The organism is sulfur-oxidizing endosymbiont of Gigantopelta aegis (genome assembly GCF_016097415.1).
Lineage (GTDB): Bacteria > Pseudomonadota > Gammaproteobacteria > GRL18 > GRL18 > GRL18.
Genome location: NZ_JAEHGE010000001.1, coordinates 1738174 through 1755392, shown reverse-complemented (window position 1 = coordinate 1755392; position 17219 = coordinate 1738174). Strand labels below are relative to the sequence as shown.

The 17219-nt window shown below is 39.3% G+C and carries 15 protein-coding genes; 3 read left to right on the top strand and 12 right to left on the bottom strand.

Annotated elements, in window-relative coordinates; translation table 11 throughout:
- Positions 1–101: 101 nt before the first annotated feature.
- The 7 genes from JEU79_RS08835 to thrC all read right to left on the bottom strand — a co-directional run bounded on the left by JEU79_RS08835 (position 102) and on the right by thrC (position 5834).
- A complete protein-coding gene (locus tag JEU79_RS08835; protein WP_198263822.1) occupies positions 102–734 on the bottom strand; it encodes an Eco57I restriction-modification methylase domain-containing protein in 633 nt (210 codons plus the stop codon).
- Positions 735–851: 117 nt separating this feature from the next.
- On the bottom strand, positions 852–1355 hold the full coding sequence (locus JEU79_RS08830; protein ID WP_198263821.1) for a DNA methyltransferase family protein: 504 nt from the start codon (positions 1353–1355) through the stop codon (positions 852–854).
- On the bottom strand, positions 1322–1741 hold the full coding sequence (locus JEU79_RS08825) for a cupredoxin domain-containing protein (RefSeq protein ID WP_198262481.1): 420 nt from the start codon (positions 1739–1741) through the stop codon (positions 1322–1324). The genes JEU79_RS08830 and JEU79_RS08825 overlap by 34 nt, the downstream gene beginning before the upstream one ends.
- Positions 1742–1785: 44 nt before the next feature.
- Positions 1786–2469 (bottom strand): hypothetical protein, encoded by a 684-nt coding sequence (locus JEU79_RS08820; RefSeq protein WP_198263820.1) that lies wholly within the window; start codon positions 2467–2469, stop codon positions 1786–1788.
- Between the two features lie 223 nt (positions 2470–2692).
- Positions 2693–2989 carry a hypothetical protein gene (locus JEU79_RS08815; protein WP_198263819.1) on the bottom strand — a complete coding sequence of 99 codons (297 nt, stop codon included), beginning with the start codon at positions 2987–2989 and terminating at the stop codon, positions 2693–2695.
- A 129-nt stretch (positions 2990–3118) separates the two neighbouring features.
- Positions 3119–4246, bottom strand: a complete 1128-nt coding sequence (locus tag JEU79_RS08810) for an IS1 family transposase (RefSeq protein ID WP_198263818.1) — start codon at positions 4244–4246, stop codon at positions 3119–3121.
- A gap of 118 nt (positions 4247–4364) precedes the next feature.
- Positions 4365–5834 (bottom strand): threonine synthase, encoded by a 1470-nt coding sequence (gene thrC / locus JEU79_RS08805; protein ID WP_198263817.1) that lies wholly within the window; start codon positions 5832–5834, stop codon positions 4365–4367.
- A 186-nt stretch (positions 5835–6020) separates the two neighbouring features.
- Here thrC and mfd point away from each other — a divergent pair, with 186 nt between their 5' ends.
- On the top strand, positions 6021–9506 hold the full coding sequence (gene mfd / locus JEU79_RS08800) for a transcription-repair coupling factor (protein ID WP_198263816.1): 3486 nt from the start codon (positions 6021–6023) through the stop codon (positions 9504–9506).
- A 4-nt stretch (positions 9507–9510) separates the two neighbouring features.
- Here mfd and JEU79_RS08795 read toward each other — a convergent pair whose 3' ends face one another.
- The 4 genes from JEU79_RS08795 to alaC form a co-directional block, all read right to left on the bottom strand.
- Positions 9511–9801: a ssr3402 family protein gene (locus tag JEU79_RS08795; protein WP_198263815.1), complete on the bottom strand. Its 291-nt coding sequence runs from the start codon at positions 9799–9801 to the stop codon at positions 9511–9513.
- Positions 9802–9854: 53 nt separating this feature from the next.
- Positions 9855–11090: a hypothetical protein gene (locus JEU79_RS08790; protein ID WP_198263814.1), complete on the bottom strand. Its 1236-nt coding sequence runs from the start codon at positions 11088–11090 to the stop codon at positions 9855–9857.
- Positions 11080–12396: a homoserine dehydrogenase gene (locus JEU79_RS08785; RefSeq protein WP_198263813.1), complete on the bottom strand. Its 1317-nt coding sequence runs from the start codon at positions 12394–12396 to the stop codon at positions 11080–11082. The genes JEU79_RS08790 and JEU79_RS08785 overlap by 11 nt, the downstream gene beginning before the upstream one ends.
- A 95-nt stretch (positions 12397–12491) precedes the next feature.
- The gene (gene alaC, locus JEU79_RS08780; RefSeq protein WP_198263812.1) at positions 12492–13691 is read right to left on the bottom strand and encodes an alanine transaminase; all 1200 of its coding nucleotides are present in this window, start codon (positions 13689–13691) and stop codon (positions 12492–12494) included.
- 232 nt (positions 13692–13923) lie between these two features.
- Here alaC and JEU79_RS08775 point away from each other — a divergent pair, with 232 nt between their 5' ends.
- On the top strand, positions 13924–14349 hold the full coding sequence (locus tag JEU79_RS08775) for an MTH938/NDUFAF3 family protein (protein ID WP_198263811.1): 426 nt from the start codon (positions 13924–13926) through the stop codon (positions 14347–14349).
- A gap of 369 nt (positions 14350–14718) precedes the next feature.
- A complete protein-coding gene (locus tag JEU79_RS08770) occupies positions 14719–15051 on the top strand; it encodes a hypothetical protein (RefSeq protein ID WP_198263810.1) in 333 nt (110 codons plus the stop codon).
- An 80-nt stretch (positions 15052–15131) separates the two neighbouring features.
- Here JEU79_RS08770 and JEU79_RS08765 read toward each other — a convergent pair whose 3' ends face one another.
- On the bottom strand, positions 15132–17036 hold the full coding sequence (locus JEU79_RS08765; RefSeq protein ID WP_198263809.1) for a carbohydrate binding domain-containing protein: 1905 nt from the start codon (positions 17034–17036) through the stop codon (positions 15132–15134).
- Between the last annotated feature and the right edge of the window lie 183 nt (positions 17037–17219).

Genomic DNA, 17219 nt, shown 5'->3' with positions numbered 1-17219 from the left:
CAGGGCAGGTTTTAATTTGCACCAAATTATTATTTTTATTTGTATCAATAATTTTTACAAAATAAATACCATTTAATTCTGTGGTTACTCCTTTTCTGCCGTTAACCCAAGTGCTTGCACCAGTGATCTTTTAAATGCTTTAAAACCACCTTTCGGTGTAATAGCCCATGGTGAATCACCTCCCGTAACAGGGGTTGCCTCACACTTATCAATGTCAACTGAATCAAGAGCTTCTTGTTTTGTGAGGTGAGCAGGGATTGCTTTTTATTTCCTTTAGCCGCTTCCCATATAGCATAGGGTATAGGATATTTTATTGTGTTACCTTTGCATTTTTTAGCAATAAAAATAGCTGTTTTATTGGCTGCATCAGGAAATGGCTTTAAAGCTTTTAGATCATCAATCCCTACAGGTTGAATGATCTGATTATTTCCGATATAAAATGATCGAAAACCTGCTGAAGATGGTGATTGAAAATGAGTTTGCGTGATAACAAATGCTAAAATTCCGTCTTCATCTTTGAGCCATTTATCTGCAACGGTATAGGTGATCATTCCTGATATATCAAGTTCATTTCCACCATGAAATTTTGTTTTTGAGAAAATTCCATAATGATCACAGGTTGGCTTTATACGTTCACGGTATAATTCGGGTAATTTTGACCATCTGACCCAAGGTGGATTACCAACAACCACATCAAACTTTCCTGCAATAGCAGACCAGAAGAAATTACGCACTATAGAAACCAGATACCATTCCAGTTTCTTTCATGTAAATCCAGAATTTTTTCATAAGTATGCTTGAGTGGTGATCTCCATTCTTTCATTTCATTGGATGTAATTAATTTTTTTGTATTAATTTTTTTTTTGTGTCTCACGCCACTGAGTACTTTTTGAAACTAAATTATCCATTAGTAAAAATACGGAATCTAAACGACTTCTATCAAAAGCCAATTCTGAAGGCAATAAAATTTCAAGATCGGCTACTTCACTACCAATTTTATAAGAGACAATCAATTCATCTTTTTTAGGATTTCGAGCTGGGGAATACACTGCATCCGCTAAAAGAATCGGTATTTCTATATCTGTTCCTTTGTTATTATTGTCTAATAAATCAGAAATAGCGATTAATATATTCACTCGGGCAGTCTGGACTGCTAAAGGATTTAAATCAAAGCCCCAGACATTGTTTATGATGTGTTTTAACACTTCTAAATCACCCCACCCATCATCTGTTGCTTGTATTTTTATTTTCCTGATTAAAGCCAGTAAGAAAGAAGCTGAACCACATGTTGGATCAAGAAATCGTTGAGTTAAAAAATTTTTTACATTGATTCTATCCAGAGTGACTTCAACCAACCATTCTGGTGTATAAACTTCACCCAGACTTTTCGTAGCTCATTTGGCACGAGATCTTGATAAAACGACTTAAGAACATCTTTTGAACGTGCGGAAGTTAATTTATCCGCTCTATACATGGAGAATGAAAGCAAAATACCTTTTAATCCATCAATTATTTTGGCTTGATGTTGTTTCAATCTTGCAACATCAAGATACCAACTGAAAATAACTTCTTCTCCAAACCCATTTATTCCAGCACCAGAAAAGAAATTACCCTGTTCAATTTCATATTCCATTCGGTCAATTAATAATTGACCATCAAGGCTGACTGTTTCTCTGATAAATCCTTTATAAGTGGTTAGTGCATGTTCGGCAACAACTTCTGCACCAAGAATTTTTATCAAAAGAGAGTTGTAAGTATGTATGACAAAAAGTGCAACAGGGATCTTCAATTCTTCAGACTTTTTTGTTCAGAGAAATTGACTTGAAATCCAATATTATCAAGAATCCCATTCACTTGGCTGATGGAAAGATTTGATGTTTGTCCATAAAGAGCTTTCCACTCTTCAAAGATCATTTTTATTTTATTATTATTTTTCTTTTCCAGTCGCTCTGATAATGCGTCAGATAAAGCCTGTAACATATTACAGCCAGCATCAGAACTATGACCAAAATCAGTGATTAGATTTTCTGATGTAACAGGAACCCATTTACAATCAGTCAGAGCCTTAACTATCAAAGATACACTGGATTCACTTAATGGTAATAATGCATCATGAACTATTTTTCCTCGGCTGTACCGTGCAAATGCAATATGCTCTGCATCGGTAACTATTCCAATATAATCCTCATTGTCGAGGGATTCGAGTTTAGCACGAGTCGGGATATATTTTTTTAAGCGATCAAACACCGCATTTTTAAATGCAGAACTGGAAGTACTGCCATTAAATAAGCCCTTATCCTTAAATTCAATAATAACTCTGTTATAACTGGCATCAACTCTTTGCCTCTCCATTTGAAAAGGAATATTTAAAGCATCACCAATAATCTTTATCCATCCCTGGCGTACTTCTGTTTCATTGAGCCAGTTACCTTTGTCTTTCTTAAGTTGTTTGAAAATTGTTTTATTCATAATGGCTCATAGTTAATTAGGTGAAAAATAAATGATGTCTTCTGGACTAACAATGCCTTTTGCCAGACCTAAACGCATAGCGGGTGTTTTTTGTCTTTTCCTGCAATACAATAATTATAATAAACTCGGAATATATCGAGTAACTTAACAATGTTCTTTGGGTTGTAAGCAGAATACCCATACCACCTTCTGCCAGAACTGCTGGCAGATGAAATAACTCGCTCTAATAATGATAATCTACGTCTAACCTGCATAAAAAATTATCAATCCCATGCATGGAGGCTTTGTTATATAACCATGCCTGATGGTCTTCATCATAGTCACCATAATCAGTAAGATAACAAATCGCTTTTTCTGGTTCAGACATATTAGGAAAAGGGTGTAAAAGCCATTTATCTTTCCAGTTTCCAATTTCCTGCATGTTTTCTAATCGATCTTTTATTATTTTTAATTTTATTTTATTTTTTGATAAATCAGGGTGTTCTTTTTTGCTGATCTGAAAAATAGTTCCTGGAATCATTTAAAGTTCTCCGCTTTTCATCAACAGTTAAATCCTTTGTTATTCGAACATAAAAAGCATCACAGCTTCTATTTTTTATTTCGTTATGGAAAGCTGTTAAGCAGGTTGCTCTCATTCCAGAATCTTGATCTAAAAAGAATCTGATTTTTTCAACACCACTGAACAATTTATGTATAAAAAGAAATGTCCATACATCGTATATTCAGAATGGATCTGCATTCCATTTTGAGGCAATTTTTGTACTTGATAGAGAGCTTCTGATTCTTCTATATCATCACGAGAAATTGCATCCTTGTATGTTGCTGATATATCGGCACTTAAAGATGATCCATTTGTCTTTTTGGATCTTGAATTTTTCACACTCTCTTTATAATCACCATTCAACCAGAATCTTGCATGTTTTCGATAGGCGTATTGGGCATTATAATCATTAACAGATAAAGCATTTTCTTCTATTTCAATAGGGCTAATACAAGGATCATAGTTTAAATTCATTTGAAATACGTAGCCCGTTTCATTGTCAGCACTACCGATTGCTGAAAGTTTAATATTTCGTTTATCTTCTCGTCTTGTCCAATTAACAATATATTCCTGTCTATCCACGCTAACATAAAGTCGCTTTATATTGCTTTTAATTAACCTCTGTTCTCTTTCTGATACAAAGGTCATGCACTGTTTATGCAGAAAATCAATTTTTGCATAAACAGTCGCCATACCAACATCAGCAACTTCACAGATTCGCCTTAAAGGGGATTTATTCATTAGAAGTTTGAAAATAAGATTGTTTTTATGAGGCTGTTTTTGACCAGTTGTAGATTGTTTAACTGAAAATGTTTTCTTACAAGACTTGCATCGATAACGACTAGAACCTGATTTTGTTTTCCCAAAAGACTGGTAAAATTCTTTTCCTAACTTAATACTAATGAGATTATTTTTACATGAATTATCAGGGCATGACACCTCTGGAGTTTCTTTTAAATATTCTTCAATTCGCTGTAATTCATCCCAAATTCCTTGATTGCTCTTAACTGGGAATAACTCATTACAAGACTTGCAAATCAGTTTAGTAACTGGCTTTCGACTACCACTTGATAATTTGTAGCAGTCTTTTTGTGATTTATGGAGTTTAACTTGGCTTTCTGTGCTGGCAGGAACACCATAATTTTGGCACAATGGATTTTTGCAAAAATTAACCTGAATATCGTTAATTTCAACTGGAATTCTTGGTTGTTTTATATCAGAAGATATTTTATCCATTTAGATATCCCCTTAAATGTTGATTTTACAAGAATAATAGCTTAATTTATCGCATTTATCAACACCTTTATTTATCGGCTTGTCTAAAGAAAGGGGAGGAAGAAAAAAGCGAAATGCCTTATAGGAACGCTAGGATTTCTTTTTCAATATCTTGCTTATCAATAATGGTTTTTTGCGCTATTTCTTTATCAAATAGCTCACTAATAACCCGTGGTATAGAAATTCCTGCTTTTTTAGCAATCGCTTGTAAGGCATCAATATCAGATGCTCCTTCTTCACCGGTTAAGGCATTGGCAATCGTGGGCGAAAACTTGGTCCACTCTGCGGTAGAATACGCAATTGTAGTCAACGATTTATCTCGACAGGTATTATAGGCTTTAAAACACGTTGCAGTATGTGGATCCATCAAATAACCATCAGCAAAAACATCTTTAATGTATTGCTTGCCTTCATCATCTTCACAGAAATCCGCAGCAAAAATACTTTGAAACTGTGAGAGTTCAGTAGCAGTCAGCTCATAGTGATTTTCATTATCCAATTGCGACATAAGTTCTTTTGTACGTTCAGCACCAAACATATCATATAAAATTCGTTCAACATTCGATGACTTTAAAATATCCATAGCCGGTGAACTGGTGGATACGACAGCCATATCACGCAGGTCATACTTACCCTGTTTAATCAATTGTGTCAAAACATTGTTCTTATTTGATGCAATTAGAATTTTCTCGATGGGCAAGCCCATTTTCATCGCATAATAACCACCTAGGGCATTACCAAAATTACCACTAGGCACATCCAGATAAACCTTATCACCTGAGACAATCACATTCTGACGCACTAATTCAAGATAACTGTAAATATGATAAATCAATTGAAAAATAATACGCCCAAAATTCACTGAATTTGCTGCTGATAAATGGATGTTTTTTGCTTTTAATTGGGCTTTAAATGTCGCTGAACCTAAAAGACGTTTCAAGGCATTTTGCGCATCGTCAAAGTCTCCATGAATACCGATTACCTTTACATTTTTTGCATCTTCAGTCACCATTTGCAAACGCTGCACATCTGAAGTGCCACCATCAGGATACAAACAAGCCACTTGTACATTGGCACGATTTTTAAACGTTTCCAAGGCGGCTGGACCAGTGTCACCACTGGTTGCTGCCATAATCAGATAATTTTCATTTCGTTTTTGCGCCAGAGACGACAGCACAACACCGAAGGGTTGTAATGCCATATCTTTAAAAGCGCGAGTCGGGCCATGATAAAGCTCGCTCACATAGAGATCATCTTTCACTCGCACCAGTGGCACAGGATTAGTCGCATCGTCAAATTCATCATAGAGACTCAGTGCGTCATCAATAACATCGGCATCGATGTCAATTTCAAAAGCAGCTAGCACATCTTTAGCAAGGGTCTTATAACTGGAGTTAATATGCTTTTGTAAAAACTCAGTCCCTAACTCAGGCAAGAATTCAGGCACATAAATACCGCCAAACGAAGCAATAGGTGACAAAATCGCTGAAGAAAAGCTCACTTCCAATGGATATTGACCATCATTACCACGTGTTTCAATAAAATTCATACTGTATTGCCCACATCCTAGCTAATTCATTTATTCGGGAGGCTAATTATACCTAAGCGCTCTTTTTAAAAAAACCCTTAAAATGCATTAATTATTGGCCTAACTGAAATAAACACCCTAACAAGCCTACAAAAGTAGCAGAAGATTCTTTATAATTGCTCTTCTAAAATTAAAGCCTCAAGAGATATGGATAAACTTTACTCCCCGATCAGCCCCGAATTCGTTAATAAGCCCGGCATGAAAAGTCATTGGGGCAAGCTCTATGGCAGCGCCCTGACACTGGCTATCAGTCAATTGGCTCAGCAATCAGGACAGTTCATTGCCCTGATCACTTCCGATATGCCCTCAGCGCAAAAACTTCGTCAAGAATTATCTTTCTTTTTAGATAGCTCAAAGCAGAATAAACCTGACCTAGAAATACTGACTCTACCTGACTGGGAAACACTGGCCTATGATCAGTTTTCTCCCCATCAAGATATTATTTCTGAACGTTTAGCAACGCTCTACCATTTACCCAGGCTCAAGCAAGGCATTTTAATCGTGCCATTAAACACACTCATGCACCGTTTAATGCCACTGGATTATATTAACAACAATACCCTGCTACTCAATACGGGCATGACACTGGATATTGCTCAATTTCGCCGTGATCTCGAAAAGCGCGGCTATCTTTGTGTCGCCAATGTCTATGAACACGGAGAATTTGCGGTACGTGGGAGTATTATTGATCTGTTTCCCATGGGCAGTACACTCCCCTATCGTCTGGACTTGTTTGACGATGAAATCGACAGCATTAAAACCTTCGACATCAAAACCCAGCGTTCTATTGATACGGTTGATGCCATCAATATGATGCCCGCCCGTGAGTTTCCTTTAGACAAGGCCAGCATTGAATTATTCCGGGAACAATATCGCAAGCTATTAGGCGGCGAACTCACTGATAGTGTGATTTACAATGAAATCGGTCAGGGCATCTCACCTGCCGGGATCGAATATTATCTCCCCTTGTTTTATGAGCACACGACAACGCTGTTTGATTTTTTACCTGAACAAAGCATTATTGTTAATTTTACCGATCTTGAAAGCGTCACCGATCAATTTATTCATGACACCGAACAACGCTATGAGCAATATCGGCATAATGTGACTCGTCCCATTCTCCAAGCACAGCAATTGTTTCTTAAAACCGATGAATTATTTGCCCAATTAAAAAATTATCCACGTATTATTTGCCAGAGTTTTGAGTTTCAACAAAAAGCCGGGGTCTTTAATTTTGCCAGTGACAAGCCACCACCCTTAGGCATTGCCACACAAACAGCCACACAAATAGAAACCGCACTGGACAAACTCATACAATATATCCAGAGCGCCAAAGAAAACCAACAACGTATTTTGTTTTGTGCCGAAACAGCAGGTCGTCGGGAAACCCTATTAGAATTATTTAAGCCCTATAAAATATACCCCAAAAACTTTGCCAACTGGCATGAATTTCAGCACTCCGACAAAGCGATGGGGATCTGTATTGCACCGCTTGACGAGGGCTTACAACTTGATGACATTATTCTCATCAGTGAAGCGCAATTATATGGCCAACAGGTCATGCAACGTCGACGCCGCAAAGGTAAGAGCCAGGACAATGATGCCATTATCAATACGCTGGCAGAGCTTAAAGTGGGTGCGCCAGTTGTCCATGAAGATAATGGTGTGGGTCGCTATTTAGGATTAGAAACCATTACCCTGGGTGATGAAACTACTGAGTTTCTCGCCTTAGAATATGCTGGTGGTGACAAGCTCTATGTGCCCGTTGCTTCCTTACATCTGATTAGTCGCTATACCGGCTCAAATCCTGACACAGCCCCCCTACATAAACTCGGTAGTGGACAATGGGAAAAAGCCAAGCGCAAAGCACGGGAAAAAATTCGTGATGTCGCTGCTGAATTATTAGAAATTTATGCTCAGCGTGAGGCACAACAAGGTTTTGTTTATCGCTATGAAGAACAACAATACCGTGCCTTTGCCGGTGAGTTCCCTTTTGAAGAAACTCCCGATCAGCAAACCGCCATTGAGAATGTGATTGCCGATATGAGCGGTCCAAAACCAATGGACAGACTGATCTGTGGTGATGTGGGTTTTGGTAAAACTGAAGTGGCTATGCGCGCTGCGTTTCTTGCCGTCAGTGGTGGCAAACAAGTAGCAATCCTAGTCCCGACCACTCTGCTCAGTCAGCAACATGCAGAAAACTTTCAAAGTCGATTTGCCGAATGGCCCATTAAAGTGGCAGGCTTATCACGCTTTCAAACAAAAAAAGAACAGGATATTATCCTCAAAGGCGTCGCCGATGGCATAGTAGACATTGTGATTGGCACACATAAATTGCTTCAAGATAGCATCAAATACAAACAATTAGGCATGGTGATCATCGACGAAGAACATCGTTTCGGGGTACGCCAAAAAGATCGCTTTAAAAAATTACGCAGCAAAGTCGATATTCTGACCATGACGGCCACACCGATTCCCAGAACCTTAAATATGTCGCTGGCGGGCATTCGCGACTTTTCCATTATTGCTACGCCCCCTGCACGTCGCCTCTCCATTAAGACCTTTGTACAACAATGGAGCAACGAAACCATTAAAGAGGCCTGTCAGCGTGAGATTATGCGTGGTGGTCAAATATTTGTCCTGCACAATAATGTCAAAACCATTGACAAAAAAGCCCGTGAACTTGCCGAGTTAATTCCCGATGCAAAAGTCGATGTGGCGCATGGCCAAATGCGTGAAAAAGACCTCGAACGCATTATGAGTGACTTTTATCATCAACGCTTTAATATCTTAGTCTGTACTACCATTATTGAAACCGGCATTGATATCCCAACGGCCAATACCATTGTCATTGAACGTGCCGATCGCTTTGGTCTGGCACAACTTTATCAATTGCGCGGTCGTGTTGGACGCTCTCACCACAAGGCTTATGCCTATCTCACCGTACCGGAAAAGAAACTCATGACCGCAGATGCCATTAAGCGTCTTGAAGCCATTGAGTCCATTGAAGATCTCGGTGCTGGCTTCACGCTGGCCAACCATGATTTGGAAATACGTGGTTCAGGTGAATTATTAGGTGAAGATCAAAGTGGTCAAATTCATGAAATAGGCTTTACTCTTTATACTGATTTATTAGAACGCGCGGTTAAATCATTAAAAGAAGGCAAAGATCCCGAACTAGAAACCGCAGCCCATCATGGCACTGAAATTGACCTGCACATTCCAGCACTCATTCCTGATGATTATTTACCCGACATTCATACCCGCCTGGTCATGTATAAACGCATATCTAATGCCCCTGATGACATGGCACTAAGAGACATTCAAGTAGAAATGATTGACCGCTTTGGTTTACTCACGGATCAAATTAAGAATTTATTTGCCGTCACCTCACTCAAACTCAAAGCCACACCATTGGATATTTTAAGCATTGATTATAGTGACAATGGCGGTCGCATTGTTTTCAGTGACAAGCCCAATATTGATCCCATGAAGATCATTAATCTCATTCAGACCAAATCAGTGCTGTATAAATTAGATGGTAATAGTAAGTTACGTTTATTAAAAATGGAAAGTGACATTGAAAAACAGTTTACTTATTTGAACGACTTATTAGATCATTTTGCTGCTTAGATTTTTAATCGTCAACATCACAACTTGAATGCTTAAATTCAAGTGGTTCGGCAGGGCCAACCCAGCCAGGCAACTTAAAACTCACCTTACGCCCAAAAACCGCCTTACAGTCAACATTGTAAATGACCGTCTTATTTCTAAAATCAATGAAATCTAATGATGAAGCCACAGCGGGGTGAGTGTTTATAAATGACACCATGACATCTAAATCATTAGCATTTTGATATCTGGGTGGTAATGCGGCTGATACAAACTGGCCGTACAATAATACGATTATAAATAGTATGCTCTTCATGTTTTTCTCTTTATTACTCTTTAAAATAGTTATTAAATAATAACAACTAGTATTCAAAATAAGACATGATACGGATATATTTTTTTCCACCAACGATTAAGCGAGCGTTTATTTATCACCAACTGTTTACCTGTTGGAGAGATAATCTCAATTTGAGATATATTGCCCGACTTTAATTCTTTACTTAAGGGTTCAAGGTAATTTTTTTCGAATTGTTCTAATAATCCAACCCAGGTGAAGATATCTTTATTGCGTATTGCGCGCATAAAATCGTCGATCACATAAATTGTTTGGAGCTGTTCTATATGTGGCTGGTAGGCGTTTAATAAAAAATCATCTGCTAAATCAAGATGTTTCTGGTTATTAATTTCTGCCCAACTTTTTACCAATGCGTGTTGGGAATAGACAATGGTATCTTCTGTCTGTGTGCCACGAGATACGTCGCTATCGCTATCTTGCGTATAATCATTTAACTCTCCCCCACCCCAAAACCAGAGACTATTGATCGGTATTTTTTTATCTGCAAGTCGTTTTTTGTTTATCTCACTTTGGTGTAAGATCATTTGAAATTCATTGAACAAAGTTAGGCAGTGGCTAGCATCTTTTTTATTGCTAGTACCCTGCTCGATAAATTTTTTATGACTAAACAAATAATCTCTGATGGCTTGGCCAAGGACATTTTCCGGTGGTATGGATTGAATTGTCAGTGGTCGCTCTGAAATGATATACCAGCGTTCTGGCGAGGTGACTTTTAATGTCCAAAAATTTTCTTCACTATAGCCCTGAAAAAATTGATTAATTTCATCTGCCAATGCCTGTGCATCTGATAGCCTTAGCTCAAAAGAGCCGCATTGTGCTAGCACCAGCTGGTCTCTATCAGCGGCCAGAAAACAGGGGTCGGCTCGCATGATCCATTTACCTTGTTGGGCATCATTGGCGAGGGATTCTAGGCTCACATTGCAAAGTTTACGCTCTGCATCTGTTAGTGATTTTATATCAAAGTAATAGCTTAGGCTTGCAAGCCCCTCAGTCCCCCTTCTAAAAAAAGGGGAAGAGGAAGAGGAAGCACTATTATCTATGTTATTACTTATATTAGTGAATAGGCATTGGTATAGGTTGTTGGGATCATTATTGAGGGCATCAGGGATCTGCATTTGACCACGGGAGAGCATTTTAGAAAATACCGGCAGTGCTGGTAGATCGCTAATAGGTAATTGGTCTAAGCAAGATACCGGATCGATGAGACCCGGTATGATAAAGCGGATGGAGCGTTGAGGTTTAATCGGCATCCAAGTGTTCTAAACGAATTCGAACCACTTCACTATCAATTGCATCGAAAGAATTGATTTTGGCTAAAGCCTTATTCATATTCTTTTCTATTGTAGTATGCGTGATGATAATGATCGTTGCCTTATCAGTATCTGACTTATGTTCTTTTTGTAACATAGAATCAATACTAATGTCGTTGTCAGCAAGAATAGTGGTGATATTCGCTAATACACCGGCTTTATCCGAAGCTGAAATACGCAGATAATAAGCAGTTTCTACTTCATCAATACTTAAGATCGGTAAATCGGATAATGACTCAGGCTGGAAAGCCAGATGCGGCACACGATTTTCTGGATCGGAGGTTAGTACCCTTACCACATCGACAATATCACCGACAACTGCAGAGGCCGTAGGTTCTGCACCTGCACCAGCACCATAATAAAGTGTCGGTCCAACAGCATCACCTTTAACCAATACGGCATTCATGACACCATCGACATTGGCAATTAAACGACGCTTGGGTATTAGCGTTGGATGCACACGCAATTCAACACCCTTCTCAGTACGACGTGACAAGCCTAGATGTTTAATGGTGAAGCCCAGTTCACTGGCAAAATCAACATCTTCTCCAGTAATTTTACTGATACCTTCGGTATAAGTTTTTTCAAATTGTAGCGGAATACCAAAGGCAATAGAGGCCAAAATAGTCAGCTTATGCGCCGCATCGATACCCTCAACATCAAAAGTGGGATCAGCTTCGGCATAACCCAGACGCTGTGCTTCGGCTAACACCGAGTCAAAATCACGTTGCTTGTCGCGCATTTCGGTCAAAATGAAGTTGCCCGTACCATTGATGATACCGGCCAGCCATTCAATTTGATTGCCCGCCAGACCCTCACGAATCGCTTTAATAATTGGGATACCACCGGCAACTGCTGCTTCAAAAGCAACCATCACACCCTGCTTTTGAGCAGCAGAGAATATTTCGTTACCATGCTTTGCTATCAGGGCTTTGTTGGCAGTGACGACGTGCTTGCCATTGGCAATTGCAGTCAACACTAACTCACGTGCCAGAGTATCACCACCGATTAATTCAACCACAATGGACACTTCTGGATCAGTGACAACATCAAGGGGATTCTGAGTTAATTTAATGCCGTCTGTTTGGCAAATACGAGGCTTGTTAATATCTCTAGCGGATGCATGAGTTACAATAATGCCACGTCCGGCACGACGAGATATTTCTTCGCCATTACGTCGTAAAACATTGACTGTACCGCCACCGACAGTGCCTAAACCTAATAAGCCTACCTTAACTGGTTCCAAAAGATTCTCCATATTATTTTTTGTATCGTTTGTTCTTTTTGCGCAGGCATTATAGCAAAGCCTGCGCTTAAATTAACTAAAATTTATCTAAAAGCTTAGACTTTAAACGCGCCCACACCGTCTTTTTTAAACATTTCTTTCAAGCATCGCAATGCCTGACGGGTGCGGTGTTCATTTTCAATCAGGCTAAAACGCACATGATCATCACCGTATTCGCCGAAACCAATGCCCGGTGAAACAGCGACTTTGGCGTCAGTGAGTAACTTTTTGGAAAATTCCAAAGAGCCCATTGCCTTGTATTCTTCTGGAATGGGCGCCCAGACAAACATGGTGGCCTTGGGTGTTTCCACAACCCAGCCGATTGAATCCAGACCGGCGCAGAGTACATCGCGACGAGCCTGATACATATTACAGATATCTTTGACACAATCCTGAGGGCCATCTAAAGCATGGATGGCAGCCACTTGAATGGGCGTAAACATACCATAATCAAGATAGGACTTCATACGGGTCAAGGCTGCTACTAAAGTGGGGTTGCCACACATAAAACCAACCCGCCAGCCGGGCATATTATAGGTTTTTGACAATGAGTAGAACTCAACGGCAATGTCTTTTGCACCGGGTACTTGTAGAATTGATGGCGCTTTATAACCATCAAAAACGATTTCGGCATAGGCAATATCATGAACAATCCAAATATTATGCTCACGGGCAATTTTGACCACTTTTTCAAAAAATTCCAGTTCCACACATTGGGTAGTGGGATTGCCGGGGAAGTTCAACACCAGCATTTTTGGCTTCGGCCAGGAGTTTTTAATGGCTTTTTCTAATTCGGAAAAGAAATCTAAATCCGGTGTCATAGGCACATGACGGATATCCGCACCCGCAATAACAAACCCATAGGGATGAATCGGATAAGATGGATTAGGCACTAGAACCGCATCACCCGGACCTACAGTGGCTAAGGCCAAATGTGCCAGCCCTTCTTTAGAACCAATGGTAACAATGGCTTCTGACTCAGGATCTAAGTCCACATCATAGCTACGTTTATACCAATCACATATCGCTTTACGCAGGCGTGGCACACCACGAGACATGGAATAACGATGGGTATCATTACGCTGTGTGGCTTCAACCATTTTATCGACGATATGTTTCGGTGTTGGCTGATCAGGATTGCCCATACCAAAATCAATAATGTCTTCACCTCGGGCTCGCGCTTTTGCTTTCAATTCATTGACAATGTTGAAAACATAAGGGGGTAAACGTTTAATCCGCTGAAAATCGTCGTTCAAAATATTGCCTCATCAAGCATTATAAGAAATGACCGATTGGTCATTCTTGTTTGTTTTAAAATAGGTCAAAATACTTATCCCGAGGGTTTCTGTCAATCTCAAAAGGCACTTTTTAGTGATTTTTTTTAATATTCAGTGTAAAGCATCGAAAATAAGAAATTTTAGGCTGATATTTTAGCAAAATTCCCCTAGAATTACTTTTTTATTATAGGTAAATCAGGATAAATCTAAAATGCTACAACTTGAAAACATAGAAAATGCCTATTCCTTTCATTCTTATGATGATCACAGTGCCAAACTGGTTAAACCCGGTGCCAACATTCACTCTAATAATGCTGCTGATGCCATATTGGAAATTAATATCAGCACCTTGATTTACAAAGATAAGGTGTATAATGAATTAATGGGTTCTGAAATGTTTCCTGCCAGTTTTGCAGATTTTGATGAGCAATGTGTTGAGAAACTCAGTCAATACGATGCCGATATTTACTTAATTGGCACAGGCAATACATCTCGTTTCCCTGATAAGGCCATTTTACAATTTATTGCCAGCAAAGCGCTTTCTATCGATTTTATGGATATTGGGGCTGCATCACGCACTTTTAATATTTTAACCAGTGAATATCGAAAAGTGGCCGCACTGATATTTTTTAACTAGTGTCCATCCGTTTATTCTAGAATTATTTGATAATTTTGGCCGTAGGGTGGGCACGCTTTTTGTGCCCACGCTGAAAGTGTACATAATAAGCGCTTGAGTCAGCGTGGGCAGATAAAGCCATGCCCACCCTACGATTATTTATATAAAAAACCTATTTACGGATGGGCACTAACTAATTTTTGGAACCGATCAACCTGATTTGCACTTCAAATGTAGGATGTGGTGAGGAACGAACCGCATCAATGGCTTTAAACAAACGTTTTTGATGCGGTTCGTTGCACTCACCACATCCTACAAGTGTAAAGATAAATGGGCTTATTTGATCTGTCCCTAATTTTTAACTTACACTTACCAATAGCGAATCAATGCATGGATGCCATTACACAATTTCTTGAGGTGGGTCGTAGTCTAAAGATCCTTAAAAACTCACCCGGACAAATAAAATTACGTTTTTCTTTACGCAGTCTGCCTTTGATGCAACAGCTTTTAACGCTTGCACCGTTTAATCGAATCACCACTCAACAGTTTATTGATGAAATGAAGGGTATTGAGCAGATTCAGGTGAATCAGTTTCTTGCTCGGGTCACTATTCGTTATGATGCTTCTATGTGGACAGATAGGATGTGGGATAATTTTTGTAGTGGGAAGAAAGATGAAATGTTAATAAAAATTATTTCAGAGGCGCTTGAAAGTAGCCGTTAAAGAGAACTAACGGGTGGGCAGTGACTGTAGGGTGAGCATAGCTTCATCTGCCCACCCTACGGTTTTATATATAAAGAACCTTACTTGGCAATTAGCTGTACATTGTCTAAGCTAAAATCACGTTTAGAGGCAATACCATAAAACTTCAGATCAACGATACTCGCACCATCGATATTAGGTAGAGTTACTTCAAAGGTAATATGATTCCAACTGCCCGGTTGTATACTACGTTTACCGACACGAGTCAGAATATTTTTTGCACCGACTCTGGATTTAATTTCAGCAATTAAGTTTGCAGAAGTTGTGCCAGGCAGAAAGACATCGGCATCAAGAATATAGGTCGTATTAGAAGCCACACTCCCCTTGACACTTTTAACTAAACCATGCATTGAACTAGTACGGTTAGTCTGTTGTATGCTAGAAGCACTGGCCTGACCTGTCGCGGCAATTGAAACAACACCTCCTATTTTAGTCCAACCTTGTTGTCCAGTTTCATAATCATCATTCAAGATAAAAGCACTGGGAGTGGTCGTTGTACCTGTACCTGTACCTGTACCTGTACCTGTACCTGTACCTGTATCTGTACCTGTACCTGTACCTGTACCTGTACCTGTACCTGTACCTGTACCTGTACCTGTACCTGTACCTGTACCTGTACCTGTACCTGTACCTGTACCTGTACCTGTACCTGTACCTGTACCTGTACCTGTACCTGTACCTGTGCCTGTCGTAGTACCGGTTCCGGTATTAGTCGCAGGTGCAGCACCCAATATTTGTAAGTTATCTACATAAAAATTTGCCGAAGCTAAAATACCATTTAATTGCAACTCAACTAAACTCGCTTGAGAAACATCAGGCATAGAAAACGGCATGGACACACGATGCCAAACACCTGGTGTTAATATTTCACGCCCCATTAAAGTATAGGTTGTTTTCGCACCAGTGCGAGATTTTACCCGTGGCATAAACTTACCATCATTAGCGCCAGTCACAAAGACATCAGCCTCAAGTGTATATTGCTGATTACTTTGTAGTAAGCTTTTAGCATCCAAGGCAAAACCAGAAAATAAACTACTACGATTATAACTTAACAAGCTATTGGTGCTGACAGAAAAATCATCAATAGCAACCAAACCACCACTCACGCCATACCAAGCATCAAAGCTTGCATCAAAGGTATTGTTGAGAATAATACTATTATTCGTTGTTCCCGTTGTTGTATCAGGCACCATTAATAAGCTAAAGGCAGGATCAAGATAAGCATCCTGAATACCACCAGACAATAATGCTGGCACAAAGGTCAGGTCATGCGTTAACACACCATTGTTTAAGGTAATATTGATATTAGAAAAAGCATTGAGAAATTCATTGCTATTAAATTTGATCATGTCCAGATAATTAGGGTCAGCTGTGGTAACAGGTTGTAGTGCAGCATCTACACCATTAACATCAACCCCAAGTGCCAAACTCACGCCAATTAAATCAGTCGTTACATTGGTGCCAGCAGCATCAAAGACAAAGGAAGAAGTGGTCGCATCATAAATAAAATTACCTGTTACGGTAATACCGGGAAAAGTATAAGCCTCACCGGGTAGTTTACCAAAATAATCATATAGTGGATCGATATCAGTAATCACTACATCAAAATGTAAAGTAACCACGGCATCGGCGGTAAGCGTGGTCGTTAAGATACCGTTTACAATCGCCACATCAGCAATATAATTAATAACAACATTAGAAGGTATCGTAGTAGAAGCAACAATGGCTAAATTTGAATCCACCATCTGATAACCATTATTCGTCGCATCAGCAACTAATGCACGCCCCAAGCCTAATGGACCCGTTGCAGAAAAGCTAAAGTCATTGAGTGGCGCTGTATATTGACCCGCCATAACAGAAAAGGGTAAGGCTAATAAAGACAAGCCGAGGATTTTTGCCGGTAGGTTTTTCACGCACGCAGGCGCAGACAGTTTATTAAACATCATTGATAGAGTCCCTTATTATAATTCTTAAGACTGAAGTATTACTCACTTCAGTCAGGTCCATTTACATTAAAAATTTATCAGTAAAAATTTATATATCCGTGCTCAATTCTTACTGTCTGCATTATATATTCATTGAAATAGTAAACCACCTGTCTAAACAAGTATTTTTTTTCGTAAAAAACC